Here is a 15,850-nt window from a genome sequence, read left to right on the forward strand (position 1 = left end):
CACGGGGGGTGGGGCGCACGCCCCGGGGGCGAAGACATCAGGCCCGGCGCCCGGCCGCCCGTAGCCGGGCCGTGACCCCCCCGGGGGGTGGGGCGTACGCCCCGGGGGCAAGGACATCAGACCCGGCGCCCGGCCGCCCGAAGCCGGGCCGTGACCCCCACGGGGGGTAGGGCGGTCGCCCCGGGGGTGGGTTTGCGGGCGGTCCGCGGCGCGTGCAGTGGCACTACAGTAAGGCCTTTGCTTGCCTGACTGCCGGAGACCACCATGACGCACTTCACCCGCCGCCTCTTCCTCGGTTCGCTGCTCGCCGCCTCGATGGCCGCAGCCGCAGGCGCGTGGGCGGACGCCAAGCCGGTGCGCATCCTGGTGGGCTTTCCCGCGGGTGGCGGCACGGATGCGATCGCGCGCACGCTGGCCGATCGCTTGAAGGACGAGCTGGGCCGGCCGGTCATCGTCGAGAACAAGCCGGGCGCGGGCGGCCAGCTCGCGGCGCAGACGCTGAAGGCCTCGCCGCCGGACGGCAGCACCTACTTCCTCTCGCACGACCACACGATCTCGATCCTGCCGCTGGTGATGAAGAACCCGGGCTACGACTCGGCGCGCGACTTCGTGCCGGTGGCGGGCTTTGCGAGCTTCGTCAATGCGTTCGCGCTGTCCAGCGGCACACCGGCGAAGTCGCTGCCGGAGTATGTCAACTGGGTCAGAAGCCAGGGCGGGGGCAAGGGCACCATCGGCGTGCCCGCGCCGGCCTCGACGCCGGAGTTCCTGGTGAAGGTGCTGGGCGAGCGCTACAACCTCGACCTGGTGCCGGTGCCCTACCGCGGCAGCGCGCCATTGATCGGCGACATGCTGGGCAACCAGATCGCCGCCGGCACCGGCTCGGTGCCGGACTTCATCGAGCATCACAAGGCCGGGCGGCTGCGTGTGGCGGCCGTACTGGGCCCCAAGCGCCAGGCGATTCTGCCGGACGTGCCGACGCTGGCCGAACTGGGCATCGCCGGTTTCGAGGACCTGCCGTACTACGGCGTGTTCGCGCCGGCGGGCACGCCCAAGGCGGTGATCGACGAGTTCGCGCAGGCGTTGTCGAAAGTCATCGCGCAGCCGGAGGTGCGCACGCGGCTGACGGACCTGGGGCTGACGGTGGAGTTCATGAACTCGGCCCAGCTGGCCGCGCGCGAGCGGGCTTATGCGAAGAGCTGGGCGGAGATCATCCGCAAGAGCGGCTTCCAGCCGCAGTGACGGGAGCTTGCGGGCGCCGTGCGGGTGCGTGGAGCGGAGCGCGGCGGGTGCCGGGGCCGCGGTGCAGTCGCTCCTCGGTAATCGCTTGGTGCACCGCGCCCCCGACACCCGCCGGGAGACGGTGGTGGCGGGCGGTGGCGATCGCTGGCGATCGCCAGACGTCTTCGGCGGCTTTCGCGCCTCCTGTGTCTTCGGTGCCTGCGGGCTGAATCCTCAGCCCTTCAGAAGATCCAGCAGCGTGCGTGCCACCACTTTCGTCGCGCGGCGCAGGTCCTCGAGCACGAGGTGCTCGTCGGCGCGCTTGGCGTTGCTCTCTCGCACGGTGCGGGGCCCGGCGCCGTAGATCGCGGCGGGGATGCCGCGCGCGCCGAAGAGGCGCACGTCGGTGTAGAGCGGCGTGCCCGAGGTGGGGATGGGTTCGCCGAAGACCGCCTGCCCGTGCCGCTGCAGGGCCTGCACCAGCGGCGCGTTGCGCGCGTCGGGCTTCCACGCCTGGGCGAGCAGCAGGCGCTCGATCTCCACCGTCAGGCCCGGCACGCCGGCGGCCGCGTCGGCAATCACGCGGCGCAGGTCGGCTTCGACCTCGGCCGGGTCTTCTTCGGGAATCATGCGCCGGTCGAGCTTGAACACCACCTTGCCGGGCACGACGTTGGTGTTGGTGCCGCCTTCGATGCGGCCGACGTTGAGGTAGGGGCAGGTGATGCCGGGCACTTGCGAGCGCACGGCCTTGTAGCGCTCGTTTTGTGCATAGAGCGCGTTGAGGATGCGCACGGCGCCTTGCAAGGCGTCGACGCCGGTGTCGGGGATGGCCGCGTGCGCCATCACGCCGTGGACCGTCACTTCCATTTGCAGGCAGCCGTTGTGCGCGGTGACCACCTGGTAGCTGAAGCCGGCGGCCACGAGGTAGTCGGGCCGCGTGAGGCCGTGGTCGAGCAGCCAGCCGGGGCCGAGTTCGCCGCCGAATTCCTCGTCGTAGGTGAAGAGCAGTTCGACGCCGCCCGCCAGCGGCGCGCCCAGCGATTCGAGCGCGCGCAGCGCGAAGGTGTAGGTGGCGAAGTCGCTCTTGCTCACCGCCGCCGCGCGCCCGTAGAGCTTGCCGTCGACCACCTCGCCGCCGTAGGGGTCGCGCGTCCAGCCTTCGCCGGGCGGCACGACGTCGCCGTGGGCATTGAGCGCGACGAGGGGGCCGCCTTCGGTGTAGCGGCGCCGCACGACGAGGTTGGTGATCGACCGCAGGCCGCGGGCGCGCACCGCCTCGGCGGGCACGGGGTGCTTCTCGGCCGCCAGGCCGAAGCTCTCGAGCAGTTCGGCCGTGCGCTCGGCATGCGGCGCGTTGTGGCCGGGCGGCGTGTCGGTGGGCACGCGCACCAGCTCCTGCAGGAAGCGGACTTCCTCGTCGAAGTGCGCGTCGATCCAGGCGTCCAGCGCGCCGTAGAGGTCGGTGGAGGGGGCGACGGGGGCGTTCATGCGTGTTCGGCCGCGAGTTGTTCGAGCAGGTGCGAGAAGGCCGAGACGGCGAGCTGCGCGTCGTCGGCGGTGATCGTCTCGAGCGGGTTGTGGCTGATGCCGCCGTTGCCGCCGCGCACGAAGAGCATCGCTTGCGGCATCAGCTCGTGCAGCTTCATCGCGTCGTGGCCAGCGCCGCTGGGCAGGCGGTGCACCGGCAGCCCCAGGGCCTCGACGGCGCGCTCCCAGCGCGCCTGCCACGCGGGCGCGCTCGGTGCGGCCGAGGCGCGCATCGCCTCCTCCACACGGTGCTGCACGCCGCGCCGCTCGCAGATGCGCGCGAGTTCGGCCACCACGTCCTGGGCGAGCCGGTCGCGTTGCGCGTCGTTCGGGGCGCGCAGGTCCAGGCTGAAGCGGCAGCGCCCGGGCACCACGTTGATCGATCCGTGGGGCACCTCGAGCAGGCCGATCGTGCCGACGGAATCGCCGTCGGCCGCGGCCCGCCGCTCGACGTAGAGCGCGAGCTCGGCCACCGCGCAGGCGGCGTCGCGGCGCCGGTCCATCGGGGTGGTGCCGGCGTGGCTGGCCAGGCCCACCACCTCGCCGAGGTAGCGCACGCCGCCGTTGATCGAGGTGACCACCCCCAATGGCAGGTCGAGTTCGTGCAGCACCGGCCCCTGCTCGATGTGCACCTCGACGAAGCCGAGGTAGTGGGCCGGGTCGCGCCGCAGTTTGGGGATGTCGTCGAGGCACAGGCCCGCCTGCCGCATGGCCTCGCGCATCGTGATGCCGTCGGCGTCGGCCTGGTCCAGCCAGGCGGAGTCGAACTGCCCGGTGAGCGCGCTGGAGCCGAGGAAGGTGGCCTTGTAGCGCTGGCCTTCTTCCTCGGCGAAGCCGACCACCTCGATGCCGAACGGCAGCCGGCGCCCGGCGCGGTGCAGCGCCTGCACGCAGGCCATCGGCACGAAGATGCCCAGGCGGCCGTCGTACTTGCCGGCGTTGCGCACGGTGTCGTAGTGGCTGCCGGTGAGCAGGCGCGGCGCGCCCGGGCGGCTGGCGTGATAGCGGCCGACCACGTTGCCCACCGCGTCGATCTCCACCTCGTCGAAGCCGCAGTCGGCCTTCATCCAGTGCGCCAGGCGCTGCGCGCAAGCCCGGTGGGCCTCGGTGAGGTAGGTGACGGTGAGCTGGCCGGTGCCTTCGCAGCCCCGGTCGGTGTGCTGCGCGAGCTGCTCGGCCCAGTCCCACACCTGCTCGCCTTCGCGGGGCGCGAAGCCGAACTTGTCGTTGAGGCGCAGTTCCGCAATGCGGTGGATCTGGCGCAGCGCCTCGGCGAACTCGACGTCGGGGTGATGGGCGAGCCGGCGCTCGAACGTGGCGATGATCTCCTGCCGCGCCAGGCCGGTGCCGCGTGGGCCGCGCACCGCGAGGATGAACGGGAAGCCGAACTTGGCGTTGTACTCGGCGTTGAGCCGCTGCAGCGTGGCGAACTCCTCGGGCGTGCAGTGCGCAAGCCCGGCGCGCGACTGCTCGCCGGTGGACTCGGCGGTGAGCTCGCCCGCGATCGCCGCCTTGCCCGCGAGTTCGGGGTGGGCGCGAATGAGCGCGAGCTGGCGCTGGCGGCCAGCCTCACGCACGACCTCGGCCATCGCGCGCTTCAAGTGCGCGAGCGACTTGAACGGCCGCCGGGCGCATGCCCCCTCGGCCACCCAGGGCGAGTGCTCGTAGATGCCTTCCAGCAGCCGGACGAACTCGTCCGGCGCGCAGGCGTTGAGTCGATCGAGCGTGAGCATCGTCACTCCCAGACGAAGGCCGTGGCCGCATCGAACGGATGCACCTGCTTCCAGTGCCGTGCGATGTCGATGCGCCGGGTGATCCACACGCGGTCGTGCGACTGGATGTGGTCGAGAAACCGCTGCAGGGCGCGCAGGCGGCCGGGGCGGCCGAGCAGGCGGCAGTGCATGCCGACGCTCATCATCGCCGGCCGCTCGTCGCCTTCGGCCCACAGCACGTCGAACGCGTCGCGCAGGTACTGGAAGAACGGGTCGCCGTGCGAGAAGCCTTGCGGCAGCGCGAAGCGCATGTCGTTGCAGTCCAGCGTGTACGGCACCACCAGGTGCGGCACCAGCTGCCCGTCGGTGCGTCGCACCTGCAGCCAGAAGGGCAGGTCGTCGCCGTAGTAGTCGCTGTCGTACTCGAAGCCGCCCAGGTCGGCCACGAGCCGGCGCGTGTTCGGGCTGTCGCGGCCGGTGTACCAGCCCACGCCGTGCACGGCCCCGGGGTCGCCCCGGCGCTGGCCCGTGAGCCGCTCGATGATCTCCAGGCCGCGTGCCATGTGCTCGCGCTCGGTGGCCTCGTCGATGGTCTGGTAGTGGATCCAGCGCCAGCCGTGGCAGGCGATCTCGTGCCCCAGCTCGACGAAGGCGGCGGTCACCTCGGGGCAGCGCTCCAGCGCCATCGACACGCCGAACACCGTGAGCGGCAGGCCCCGCCGCTCGAATTCGCGCAGCAGCCGCCACACGCCCACGCGCGATCCGTACTCGTAGATGCTCTCCATGCTCAGGTGCCGGGCCGGGTAGGCGGCGGGGTTGAACATCTCGGAGAGGAACTGCTCGCTGGCGGCATCGCCATGCAGCACGCTCATCTCGCCGCCCTCCTCGAAATTGAGCACGAACTGCACGGCGACGCGGGCGCGGCCCGGCCATTGCGGGTGGGGCGGGTTGCGGCCGTAGCCGCGCAGGTCACGGGGGTAGCGGGGGTGGCTCATCGGGCGTGCGTCCAGGGTGGAAAGGGCCTTCAGCGCGGCTGGAGCACCGCGGCGAGGTCCGGTGCGCGCGGGTCGAGGCGCAGGTTGCGCTCGACGCTGGCGAGGTGCCGTTCCATCAGGCGCACCGCGGCGCGGGCATCGCGGCGCTCGAGCGCATCGACGATCTCGACGTGCTCCTGCTGGGAATGCTCGGCCGAGTGCGAGGACTGGTACATCAGCGAGATCAGCGACGAGCGCTTGAGCAGGTCGGCCAGCAGCTCCGCGAGCACCTCGTTGCCCAGCAGCCGCGCGAGCACCACGTGGAAGTCCGCCAGCAGCCGCGTGCGGCCGGGCACGTCGATGCGGGCGACCGCCGCGCGCTCGTCCTTCAGGTGCTGCCGCAGCTGCGCCACCTGCGCATCGGTGATGCGCGCGGCCAGTTGCCGGACCATCGCGCTTTCCAGCATGCGGCGCACCTCGAACACCTGGCGCGCCTCCTCGACGCTCGGCATCGCGACGAAGGCCCCGCGCGCCGGCTCGAGCGTGACGAGCCGGTCGCGGCTCAACTGGTTGAGCGCCTGCCGCACGACGGTGCGCGAGACGGCGAAGATGTCGGCGATCTGCTGCTCCACGAGCTTGGTGCCCGGCATCAGCCGCCGCTCGACGATCGCATCGGTGACGGCCTGGACGATGCGGGCCGTCGCGCTGCCGGGGGCGGCGCCGGGCGCGAGCGCCGCCGCCGCGCGCCGTGTGTCGGCCGGCGCGGCCGAGGCGGGCACGGCCAGCCGCAGGTGAGCGGCCCGGGCCTCGGCCGCCGGGGCGGGCGGGGGCCGGCGAGAGGACGTCGCAGGAGCGGCCTTCGGGGGCAAGGTCGGGCGGGGCATGGCGGCAACGGCGAAATTGAATGCCAAAGTGTATACACTTCGGCGGATCGCAAGGAGATGCCCATGGGTCGCTTGACTACGCATGTGCTGGACACCGCGCACGGCTGTCCGGCCGCCGGCATGAAGGTCACGCTGCAGAAGGTCGGCGCCGACGGGCATGCCCAGACGGTGAAGACCGTCACCCTCGACAGCGACGGCCGCACCGGCGGCGCGCCGCTGTTGGGCCCCGACGAGATGGCGGTGGGCCGGTGGCGGCTGCTGTTCGAGGTGGCGCCCTACTTCCGCGCGAAGGGCGTGAGCCTGCCCGAGCCGGCCTTCATCGACACCGTGACGCTGGACTTCGGCATTGCCGATGCGCAGGCCCACTACCACGTGCCGCTGCTCGTGAGCCCCTGGAGCTACGGCACCTATCGCGGCTCCTGAGCGGGCCCCCTTCTTCCCCGATCGCCCCGACCCCCTGCGATGGACACCGCCTACCTGCTCGATTGGGCCAACCTGCTGCTGCGCTGGGCCCATGTCATCACCGCGATCGCCTGGATCGGCGCCTCGTTCTACTTCGTGATGCTGGACAACAGCCTCACGCCGCCGACGCACGATGACCTCAAAGCCAAAGGCGTGGACGGCGAGATGTGGGCCGTGCATGGCGGGGGCTTCTACCACTCCAACAAGTACATGGTGGCCCCGCGCTGGCTGCCGCTGCCCGACAAGCTCCACTGGTCGTACTGGGAGAGCTATTCCACCTGGCTCACCGGCTTCGGCCTTTTCACGGTGCTGTACCTCTTCAACGCCGGCACGTTCCTCGTGGACAAGAGCGTGCACGACTGGTCGCCGGCGGCGGCCGCCGTCGCTTCGCTCGGCTTCCTCGTGGCCTTTTGGCTGGTGTACGACGCGATCTGCCGCACCTTCGGGCAGCGGCCTCGGGGCGACCTCGTCGTCGGCGTGCTGGTGTCCGCCTTCGTGGTGTTCGCCTCGTGGCTGGCCTGCCAGCTCTTCGCGGGGCGCGCGGCCTTCTTGCTCGTGGGCGCGATGCTCGCCACCGCGATGAGCGCCAACGTGTTCTTCTGGATCATCCCCGGCCAGCGCAAGGTAGTGGCGGCACTGCGCGCCGGCCAGCAGCCCGACCCGTTGCACGGCCAGCGCGGCAAGCAACGCAGCGTGCACAACACCTACTTCACGCTGCCGGTGCTGATCGCGATGCTGTCCAACCACTATGGCTGGCTCTACAGCGGGCCGCACAACTGGCTGGTGCTGGTGCTGCTGATGCTCGCCGGTGCGTTGATCCGCCACAGCTTCGTCGCGCGCCACAAGGCGCACGTGCAGGGCAAGCGCACGCCGTGGGAGCACGCGCTCGTCGGCACCGCGGTGCTGGTCGGGCTGGCGCTGTGGCTCGCGCCCGCGCCGCAGGCCCCGGCGCCCGCACAGGCCCAGCGGCCGGTGCGCTTTGCCGAGGTGCAGGCGGTGGTGGCGCAGCGCTGCGCGATGTGCCACAACGCCCAGCTCGCGCAGAAGAACGTGGCCCTGCACACGCCGCAGTTGATCCGTCAGCACGCGCAGGCCGTGTATCAGCAAGTGGCCGTGCTCAAGCTCATGCCCCTCAACAACGCGACGCAGATCACCGAGGACGAGCGGGCCTTGATCAAGCGGTGGTTCGAGGCCGGCGCACCGGCGAACTAGCGGCTGCCGCCTCTCAAGGAAGCCACATCGCCGCCGCCGCGACACCGAGCCCGGCGAGCGCCAGCGCGCCCACGGCCCAGGCCCGTGCCCAGGCGGCCGGGGGCGCGTCCAGCGCGGGCGCACGGCGGCGGGCGCCGCGCGGCAGGCGCGCCGTGCGCGAGACCACGCGGCCCATCGGCACATTGAGGCGCAGCCGGCCGTTGATGGCCCAGCCGCTCGCGTCGAGGATCGGGGCGAGGCTGCGTTGTCGCAGCTTGAGCCACGCGATCAACATGCTCGGGCCCGAGATCGCCAGGATCAAGCCGAGCACGCCGACCGGGATCCACCAGCCCAGCTCGATGAAGCGCGTGACGAGGGCGACGAGCACCGTGCTGATACTGCCCAACGCGACGCCCAGTGCCGCGACCGTGCCCACGTCCACACGGCGCTTCAGCGCAGCGGGCGGGGCGCCGGGCTTGGCGCCTTGGTCGAGCGTCGCCACGCCGGTGGCCGCCGCGCTCAGGCGCTCCTGCACGCGCTTCTCGCCGGCTGCCGCGCGCTTGGCCACCTGCTCCTCCACCAGGCGCAGGAACTTCTTGTACGGCGCCAGAAAAGCCTGCCTCACGCTCAGCGGGTTCTCGATCACCTTGGTGATCGTCGCGTCCCAGTCGAGGCCGTCGTTGTCGTAGAAGACGCCGTTGCGCCCGACGAGCAGGAAGTCCGCGTCGCCGGCCGTGAAGGCGACGGCGATGGTGCGCTTGTGCGCGCCGCGGCGGCACTCGCAGTAGGCGAGGTACGCCTTGGCCAGCCCGGCGAGCGTGGCGTGGCGTGCGGGGTCGGACACGTCCACCGCGAGGTCGCAGCGCCGCGCGTCGAGGTAGAGCGTGCCGGCCTCGAAGATCGCGCCGCGGCGGCTGTAGAAGTCGCGGAACGAGACGAAGTTGTGCAGCAGCCTGAGCAGGTCGCGCTGCAGGCGCAGCGTCTTCTCGAGATCGACCAGCCGGTCGTGCTGCGGGGCGGCGGCGCGGTCGTCCTCGATCAGCTGCACCAGGCGCTCGCGCAGTTCGGGGCGGCGCAGCACGTCGTCGATGCGGGCGGTGCCCAGCACGTCCAGCGGCGCGCCGGGCTTGCCCTCCAGCCAGCGGCGCCAGGGCGCGAGCCGTCGATCGAGCTCGTGCCATTCGGCTTCGGTGAGTCGCTCGCGCGAGCCGCCGAGCAGCGGCTCGACCACCTGCGTGCGCAAGGCGTCGAGCGCGTCGGCCCACGCGGGGTTGACCGCCTCGCGCACGAGCGGCAGCGGCCGGCCGGGGGCCGCCACCGCCAGCGGCAGCTCGGCCAGCGCAGCCGCCTGGGGCGTGAGCCGGGCGGCCGCCAGCGCGCGGTACTGCTCGGGCGTCGGGTTCATCGCGCCCACGGCCGCCGGGTCGTATGCTGCGAGCCGGCAGCGGGTGAAGTAGTCCTCGATCTTGGGGCGGATGCGCGCGAGCGTGGCGGCCGCCTCTTCGGTGTGCGGGCCCAGCACCTGCGCCTGCGGCCCCGGCCGCTGGGCCCGCCACGCGACCCAGGCCTCGGCGTCGCGGAAGAACGCCTCCACGCGCGACAGGTCGACGCCCGGCTCGCCGCTGCGGTCCGTCGTGCTGCCGTGCGTGCGCTGAATGTCGCGGATCAGTTGCGCGAGGTCTTCGTCGTCGGCGGCGCTCGCCGGCACCACGCCGTCGCCGTTGGCGCGCTGCCGGTGGACGTTGCGCAGCCGCTCCAGCACGTCGTCCAGCCCCACCTCGGGGGCCGACGGCCGGCCCGCCAGTTCGAGCGTGCGCCGGGCCTCGTCGCGCAGGGCCCGGCCCGCGGCGGTGTCGTCGCGCAGCGCGTCCAGCGGCAGGCGATCGGTGCCGAGCAGCAGGCGGTCGGCGTCCTTCAGGCGCTCGCGCATCCACTGCGTGGCCGCGAGCACCTCCGGCGGGCGGATGCGGCCGTCGCCGTCGGTGTCGAGGAGGTCGAGCGTGCGGTCGTCGAGCGCCAGCCCCCGGGTCGGGCAGGCGAGTGCGGCCCACAAGGTCTGGTCCAGCTCGTCCAGACGGAGGATGTCGGCGCCCGAGCGAAAGACGACCTGGTCCATGCCCCCGGCGCGTTCGAATTGCCAACGGTGCGGCGTGTCTGTCGATGTCTTCATGCGCCCAGGCCGGAGGCATTCTTCGTGCCTGCGGCGCGCGCGCAGGTACGGGTGAGTTAGAATGTATGCGCCGCACATCTTTTCGCCGAGCCCCCGCCATGCGCCTTACGGTCTACACCGACTACACCCTGCGGGTGCTGATCTACCTGGCGCTCAAGCACCGCGAAGGGGGCGTGGCCACGATCGACGAGATGGCGCGGGCCTACGGCATCTCGCGCAACCATCTGATGAAGATCGTGCACGAGCTCGGCCAGCACGGCTTCATCGAGACGGTGCGCGGGCGCGCAGGCGGCGCGCGCCTCGCACGGGCCCCCTCTCAGATCTCCATCGGCGACGTGGTGCGCATGGCCGAGAAGGACTTCTCGGTCGTGCAATGCCATGAGCGCGGCGCCGTCCACGACTGCGCGATCCTCGCCACCTGCAATCTCAAGCGGGGCTTGCAGCGCGCCGTCGAGGCCTTCATGCGCGAGCTCGACCGCATGACGCTCGCCGACGCGGTGGGCTCCACCGCCGCGGCCGCCCAGCTGCTCGGGATGGAGCTTGCGCCGGCACGTGGCGCCTCGCCGGTGCGAGCGGCCCGCAAGACCATCCCCATCGTCGGCCAGCCGGCAGCCCATGCCGCGACGCGGCCTCGCCCGGCGAGCCGCTCCGCGTCCCGCAGTCGCAACCGCTGAGTGTCGCGCGCCCGGCGCGCATCACAGGCAGGCGCACCGAGCCCCTCGGGCTGCAAGAGTGCACCCAGGAGTGGGTGGAGGCGCGTCTCCACGCCGGCGGGGCTTCTTCCACGAAGCCCGGTGCCGCTCCTTGACCTCGCTCAAAAAGATGTACCCATCGTATTGCTTTGGGGGTGGGGGCTCGCCCAGAATAGCTGTATCAGAGATACATCTTTGGAGCGTTTGCATGACCCTCACCGTCACCACCGTCGATGTGCGAACCATCGTGCCGCGCGAGCGGCACCCGCTCATCTTCTCCACCTTCGCGAAGCTCGAGCCGGGCCACGCCATGGAGTTGGTGAACGACCACGATCCCAAGCCGCTGTACTACCAGTTCCAGGCCGAGCTGCCCGGCGCGTTCGGCTGGGACTACCTCGAGCGCGGCCCGGAGGTCTGGCGCGTGCGCATCGTCAAGCTGGCGCCGGCGGCGGGCTCCACCTGCTGCGGCTCCTGCCAATGAGCCCTCGGGGGCCGGCTCGCCCGGCCGGCCCTCCTTCCCCATCCACCGACGAGGTTCCCCGATGAGATCCACCCGCACCCTGTGGAGATGGCTGGGCGTCATCTTCCTGCTTTCGTTCGCCGCCCTGGGCTTCCTGGGTTGGCAGATCCACCTCCAGGCCCCGCCCATCCCCAAGGCGGTGGTCAGCCAGGACGGCCAGGTGCTGTTCGGCGAGGGCGAGGTCACGCGCGGCCAGCAGGCCTGGCTCGCCGCCGGCGGCCAGCAGCTGGGCACCGTCTGGGGCCACGGCAGTTACGTCGCGCCGGACTGGTCGGCCGACTGGCTGCACCGCGAGGCGCTGGCGTTGCGCGACCTCGGGGCCGCGCAACGCTACGGCAAGCCCTACGAGCAGCTGGGCGTCGAGCAGCGCGGCGCCCTCGACGCGTGGGTCAAGAGCGAGTTCCGCCGCAACACCTACGACGGGTCGCGCGGCGTCATCGTCGTCTCGCGCGAGCGTGCCCGGGCCATCGAGCAGACGGCGCAGCACTACGCGGGCCTGTTCGGCGCAGCCCCCGAGTTCGACGGCTTGCGCGAGGCCTACGCGATGACGGCCGACGCGCTGCCCTCGGCCGACGACCGCAAGGCGCTGGCGGCGTTCTTCTTCTGGTCGGCCTGGGCGGCGGCCACCGACCGGCCGGGCGAGCAGGGCCTGTCGTACACCAGCAACTGGCCGCACGAGCCGCTGGTGGGCAACACGATGACCACCTCGGCGGCGATGTGGTCCATCGTGAGCGTGGTGCTGCTGCTGGGCGGCATCGCCGCGATGTTGTGGTTCCACAGCGCGCGCAAGCACGAGGAGGAGCCGGCCGCGCCGAAGACCGACCCGCTCTTCGGCGCGAAGGCCACGGCCTCGATGCGGGCCACGCGCAAGTACTTCTTCGCGGTGATCGGCCTCATCCTGCTGCAGATCGGCATGGGCATCGTCACCGCGCACTATGCGGTCGAAGGCCAGAGCCTGTTCGGCTTGCCGCTGGCCGAGGTGCTGCCCTATGTGGTGAGCCGCACGGCGCACACCCAGGTGGGCATCTTCTGGATCGCCACCGCCTGGCTGGCCACGGGCCTGTACATCGCGCCGCTGCTCTCGGGGCAGGAGCCCAGGCTGCAGAAGCTGGGCGTGGACGTGCTGTTCTGGGCGCTGATCGCCATCGTCGTCGGCTCAACCGCCACGAGCTGGCTCGGCCACCTGCAACGCCAGGGCGCCGACTTCACGTTCTGGATCGGCAACCAGGGGCTGGAGTTCACCAGCATGGGCCGCGTGTGGCAGATCCTGCTGTTCGTGGGCCTGCTGTTCTGGCTGCTGCTGATGGGCCGCGCGCTGTGGCCGGCGCTCAAGCGTCCGTCGGAGACGCGCGGGCTGATCGCGATGGTGTTCCTGTCGGCCACCTGCATCGGCGGCTTCTACGCGACCTCGCTCACCTGGGGCCAGGGCACGCACTACTCGATGATCGAGTACTGGCGCTGGTGGCTGGTGCACCTGTGGGTCGAAGGCTTCTTCGAGGTGTTCGCCACGGCCGTCATCGCGCTGATCTTCACCCGCCTGGGCCTGATCCGCACGGCCACCGCCAACAGCGCGATCGTGCTGGAGACCATCGTGTTCCTGTTCGGCGGCATCCTGGGCACGCTGCACCACCTGTACTTCACCGGCACCCCCACGTCGGTGATCGCGGTGGGCGCGGTGTTCTCGGCGCTCGAAGTGGTGCCGCTCACCCTGATCGGCCTGGAAGGCTGGGCCACCTACCAGCGCACCAAGGCCGCGCCCTGGGTCGCCGCGTACAAGTGGCCGATCCTGTGCTTCGTCGCGGTGGGCTTCTGGAACACCGTGGGCGCGGGCCTGCTGGGCTTTGCGATCAACCCGCCGGCCTCGCTGTACTACGTGCAGGGCCTGAACCTCACGCCCGCCCACGGCCATGCGGCGCTGTTCGGCGTGTACGGCATGCTCGGCATCGGCCTGATGCTGTTCTGCCTGCGCGGCCTCTATGCCCGTGAGCTGCACGCCGACCGGTGGCTCAAGCCGGCCTTCTGGGGCTTGAACCTGGGCCTGGCGATGATGGTGTTCATGTCGCTCGTGCCGGCCGGCATCTACCAGGCCTGGGCCAGCGTGACCCAGGGCCTGTGGTACGCCCGCTCGCCCGAGATCGTGCACTCGAAGCTGATGGAAGCGCTGGTGTGGCTGCGTGTGCCGGGCGACGTGGTGTTCGCCGCCGGTGCGGTGTTCCTGGCCGTCTACGGCGCGGCCCTGCTGCGCCGCCACTCGGGTGAGCCGCGCACGCTGGACGTGCCCGCCGCCAAGGCGGCGCGGTCGTGAGGCCTTACATCTTGGTCCCCGGGGCGGGCGCACTGCCCGCCCGCGGGGGGTGCCGGCCCGGCCCACCGTGCTCGATGGGGACGCCATGCGGTTGACCAGCTTCACCGACTATGCGCTGCGCGTGCTGATCTTCCTGGCCGCGGGCCGCGGCGAGCCGCGCGCGACGGTCGGCGAGATCGCCGCCGCCTTCGACATCTCGGAAAGCCACCTGACCAAGGTGGCGCACTTCCTGGGACGGCAAGGCTGGGTTGTGACGGTGCGCGGCAAGGGCGGTGGCTTGCAACTCGCACGGCCGGCCGGCACCATCGGCGTCGGTGAGGTGGTGCGGCGGGCCGAGGGCGAGGGCGCGTTCGCCGAATGCTTCGAGGCGCGCCCGCGCCAGGGCCTGGAGCCGGCCGACCGGCCCGGGGCTGGGCGCACGCCTTGCTCGATCGCCGACATGTGCGGCCTGCAAGGCGTGCTGCGCGAGGCGGTCGCGGCCTTCTTCGGCGTGCTGGACCGCCACACCGTGCAGGACCTGGTGCAAGAGCCGCAGCGCCTGCGCGCCGTGCTGTTCGTGCCGCGTGCGAGTGGGCCGCACACGCCCCCAGACGCGGCCGACGACGCGGGCGCCCCGACCCTTGCGAAGGAGTGGCCCGATGCCCTTGGACGATGATGCCCCCGCCCCGCCGGCCTACGAGTACGAAGGCCCGCCCGAGCTGCGCGAGCCGATCGACCGCGCGCTGCATGGCGTGGTGGACCCGGAGATGGCGCTGGACATCGTGGACGTGGGCCTCGTCTATCGGGTGCGCGTCGAGCCGCAGCGCGTGCACGTGCTGATGACGATGACCTCGGCCGCCTGCCCGGCGGCCGGCCTCATCCTGGAGGAGGTCGAGGCGGCGCTGCAACGCCTCCTGCCGGAGCGCGAGCCCGAGGTCGAACTGACCTGGGAGCCCGCCTGGACGCCGGCGCGCTTGAGCCCCCGGGCGCGGCGCTTCATGGGATGGTGAGCGCCGGCCCGGCCCGCCGTGCCGACCGGCGCCGCGCGCAGGCACGGTGGCGGGTGGCGCTGGCGCTCGGGGCGGCCGCGGCCCTGGTGCTGGGGGTGGGCGGCGGCCTGCTGCGCGCCGGCGTGCCGGTCGAAGGGGCGGCCTGGGCCTGGGCCGGGGTGCAGCATGCGGCGCTGATGATCGGCGCCTTCTTCGGCACCGTGATCGGGCTGGAGCGGGCCGTGGCGCTGGGCCACCCGGCCGCATATGCGGCGCCCGCGGCGACCGCGGCGGCGGCGGTGCTGCTCGTGTTCGGTGCGCAAGCGGCCGGTGCGTGGCTGCTCGTGGCAGGCGCGCTGGCCTTCACGCTCGACAGCGCCCTCATCGTGCGCCGGCAGCCTGCACTGCACACGGCGCTCTTGCTCGCTGCGGCGATGGCCTTCGTGATGGGCGCGGGGGCGTGGGCGGCCGGCGTGCGGCACGACGGCGTGCATGCCTGGTGGTTCACCTTCCTCGTCGTGACGATCGCGGCCGAACGGCTGGAGATGACGCGGCTGATGCAGCGCCGGCGCGCGGCGGCGCCGCTGCTCGTGGCGGTGCTTGTGGCCTTGTATGCGGGCGCCGCGGTCAGCTTCGCCGCGGCGCGCGCGGGGCACCTCGTCTTCGGCGCAGCGCTCGTCGCACTGGCGGCGTGGCTCGGCGCGTTCGACATCGCGCGGCGCACGGTGCGGGCGACGGGCTTGCCTCGCTACATGGCCGTGTGCCTGCTGCTCGGTTATGCGTGGCTCGCGGTGGGCGGGGCCGCATGGGCCCTGGCGGCCGTGGGTGAGCCGGTGCGCGACATCGCCCTGCATGCGCTGGGCCTCGGGTTCGTCATCAGCATGGTGATGGCCCACGCCCTCGTGATCCTGCCGGCCGTCGTCGGGGTCAAGCTCGAGTACGCGGGGGTGTTCTACCTGCCGCTGGTGTTGCTGCAGGTCTCATTGGTGGCGCGTTCTGTCGCACCGTGGGCGGGTCCGGCCTGGCGCGCGGCCGGCGCACTCGGCCATGTGGTGGCCTTCGTCGTCTTCGCGCTGTGCCTGGTGCAGGCGCGCCGGCGCTGGCAGCGCCTGCACACGAGGTGAGCCCGCGGGATGCGCCGGGCGTGCGGCTTCGCTGCAGCGAGGCCACGATGGCAGACAGACTGGGCCGTGACCCCCCTTGGGGGGTGGGGCGCACGCCCCGGGG

General features: G+C 72.1%; 14 protein-coding genes. 9 read left to right on the forward strand and 5 right to left on the reverse strand.

Going from position 1 to position 15,850, the window contains the following annotated elements:
* Nucleotides 1-264: 264 nt before the first annotated feature.
* Nucleotides 265-1,239 carry a Bug family tripartite tricarboxylate transporter substrate binding protein gene (locus OMP39_RS00095; RefSeq protein WP_264892788.1) on the forward strand — a complete coding sequence of 325 codons (975 nt, stop codon included), beginning with the start codon at nucleotides 265-267 and terminating at the stop codon, nucleotides 1,237-1,239.
* A gap of 213 nt (nucleotides 1,240-1,452) precedes the next feature.
* Here OMP39_RS00095 and OMP39_RS00100 read toward each other — a convergent pair whose 3' ends face one another.
* The 4 genes from OMP39_RS00100 to OMP39_RS00115 are packed head-to-tail and all read right to left on the reverse strand — an operon-like array spanning nucleotide 1,453 to nucleotide 6,315.
* The gene (locus OMP39_RS00100; protein ID WP_264892790.1) at nucleotides 1,453-2,706 is read right to left on the reverse strand and encodes a M20 family metallopeptidase; all 1,254 of its coding nucleotides are present in this window, start codon (nucleotides 2,704-2,706) and stop codon (nucleotides 1,453-1,455) included.
* A complete protein-coding gene (gene uraD / locus OMP39_RS00105; protein WP_264892792.1) occupies nucleotides 2,703-4,478 on the reverse strand; it encodes a 2-oxo-4-hydroxy-4-carboxy-5-ureidoimidazoline decarboxylase in 1,776 nt (591 codons plus the stop codon). Before uraD ends, OMP39_RS00100 begins: the two co-directional genes overlap by 4 nt.
* A gap of 2 nt (nucleotides 4,479-4,480) precedes the next feature.
* Nucleotides 4,481-5,452, reverse strand: coding sequence for an allantoinase PuuE (gene puuE, locus OMP39_RS00110; protein ID WP_264892794.1), 972 nt, complete (start codon nucleotides 5,450-5,452; stop codon nucleotides 4,481-4,483).
* Between the two features lie 29 nt (nucleotides 5,453-5,481).
* The gene (locus tag OMP39_RS00115; protein ID WP_264892796.1) at nucleotides 5,482-6,315 is read right to left on the reverse strand and encodes a GntR family transcriptional regulator; all 834 of its coding nucleotides are present in this window, start codon (nucleotides 6,313-6,315) and stop codon (nucleotides 5,482-5,484) included.
* Nucleotides 6,316-6,378: 63 nt separating this feature from the next.
* On the opposite strand from OMP39_RS00115, the gene uraH reads away from it, so the two are divergent.
* Both uraH and OMP39_RS00125 read left to right on the forward strand, forming a co-directional pair.
* The gene (gene uraH / locus OMP39_RS00120; protein WP_264892797.1) at nucleotides 6,379-6,738 is read left to right on the forward strand and encodes a hydroxyisourate hydrolase; all 360 of its coding nucleotides are present in this window, start codon (nucleotides 6,379-6,381) and stop codon (nucleotides 6,736-6,738) included.
* 39 nt (nucleotides 6,739-6,777) lie between these two features.
* On the forward strand, nucleotides 6,778-7,989 hold the full coding sequence (locus OMP39_RS00125; protein ID WP_264892798.1) for a urate hydroxylase PuuD: 1,212 nt from the start codon (nucleotides 6,778-6,780) through the stop codon (nucleotides 7,987-7,989).
* Between the two features lie 13 nt (nucleotides 7,990-8,002).
* On the opposite strand, the gene OMP39_RS00130 is transcribed toward OMP39_RS00125, so the two are convergent.
* Nucleotides 8,003-10,138, reverse strand: coding sequence for a hypothetical protein (locus tag OMP39_RS00130; protein ID WP_264892799.1), 2,136 nt, complete (start codon nucleotides 10,136-10,138; stop codon nucleotides 8,003-8,005).
* 98 nt (nucleotides 10,139-10,236) lie between these two features.
* On the opposite strand from OMP39_RS00130, the gene OMP39_RS00135 reads away from it, so the two are divergent.
* The 6 genes from OMP39_RS00135 to OMP39_RS00160 all read left to right on the forward strand — a co-directional run bounded on the left by OMP39_RS00135 (nucleotide 10,237) and on the right by OMP39_RS00160 (nucleotide 15,747).
* Nucleotides 10,237-10,812: an Rrf2 family transcriptional regulator gene (locus OMP39_RS00135; protein WP_264892800.1), complete on the forward strand. Its 576-nt coding sequence runs from the start codon at nucleotides 10,237-10,239 to the stop codon at nucleotides 10,810-10,812.
* Nucleotides 10,813-11,038: 226 nt separating this feature from the next.
* Nucleotides 11,039-11,311 carry a DUF2249 domain-containing protein gene (locus OMP39_RS00140; protein ID WP_264892801.1) on the forward strand — a complete coding sequence of 91 codons (273 nt, stop codon included), beginning with the start codon at nucleotides 11,039-11,041 and terminating at the stop codon, nucleotides 11,309-11,311.
* A gap of 61 nt (nucleotides 11,312-11,372) precedes the next feature.
* The gene (locus OMP39_RS00145) at nucleotides 11,373-13,655 is read left to right on the forward strand and encodes a nitric-oxide reductase large subunit (RefSeq protein ID WP_264892802.1); all 2,283 of its coding nucleotides are present in this window, start codon (nucleotides 11,373-11,375) and stop codon (nucleotides 13,653-13,655) included.
* Between the two features lie 85 nt (nucleotides 13,656-13,740).
* Complete coding sequence (locus OMP39_RS00150) at nucleotides 13,741-14,310, forward strand: RrF2 family transcriptional regulator (RefSeq protein ID WP_264892803.1); 570 nt, start codon at nucleotides 13,741-13,743, stop codon at nucleotides 14,308-14,310.
* Nucleotides 14,294-14,644, forward strand: a complete 351-nt coding sequence (locus OMP39_RS00155) for a metal-sulfur cluster assembly factor (protein ID WP_264892804.1) — start codon at nucleotides 14,294-14,296, stop codon at nucleotides 14,642-14,644. The genes OMP39_RS00150 and OMP39_RS00155 overlap by 17 nt, the downstream gene beginning before the upstream one ends.
* Nucleotides 14,638-15,747: a hypothetical protein gene (locus tag OMP39_RS00160; protein WP_264892805.1), complete on the forward strand. Its 1,110-nt coding sequence runs from the start codon at nucleotides 14,638-14,640 to the stop codon at nucleotides 15,745-15,747. Before OMP39_RS00155 ends, OMP39_RS00160 begins: the two co-directional genes overlap by 7 nt.
* The last annotated feature ends 103 nt before the right edge of the window (nucleotides 15,748-15,850 follow it).

Source organism: Schlegelella aquatica (genome assembly GCF_026013905.1).
GTDB classification, from domain to species: domain Bacteria; phylum Pseudomonadota; class Gammaproteobacteria; order Burkholderiales; family Burkholderiaceae_C; genus Caldimonas; species Caldimonas aquatica.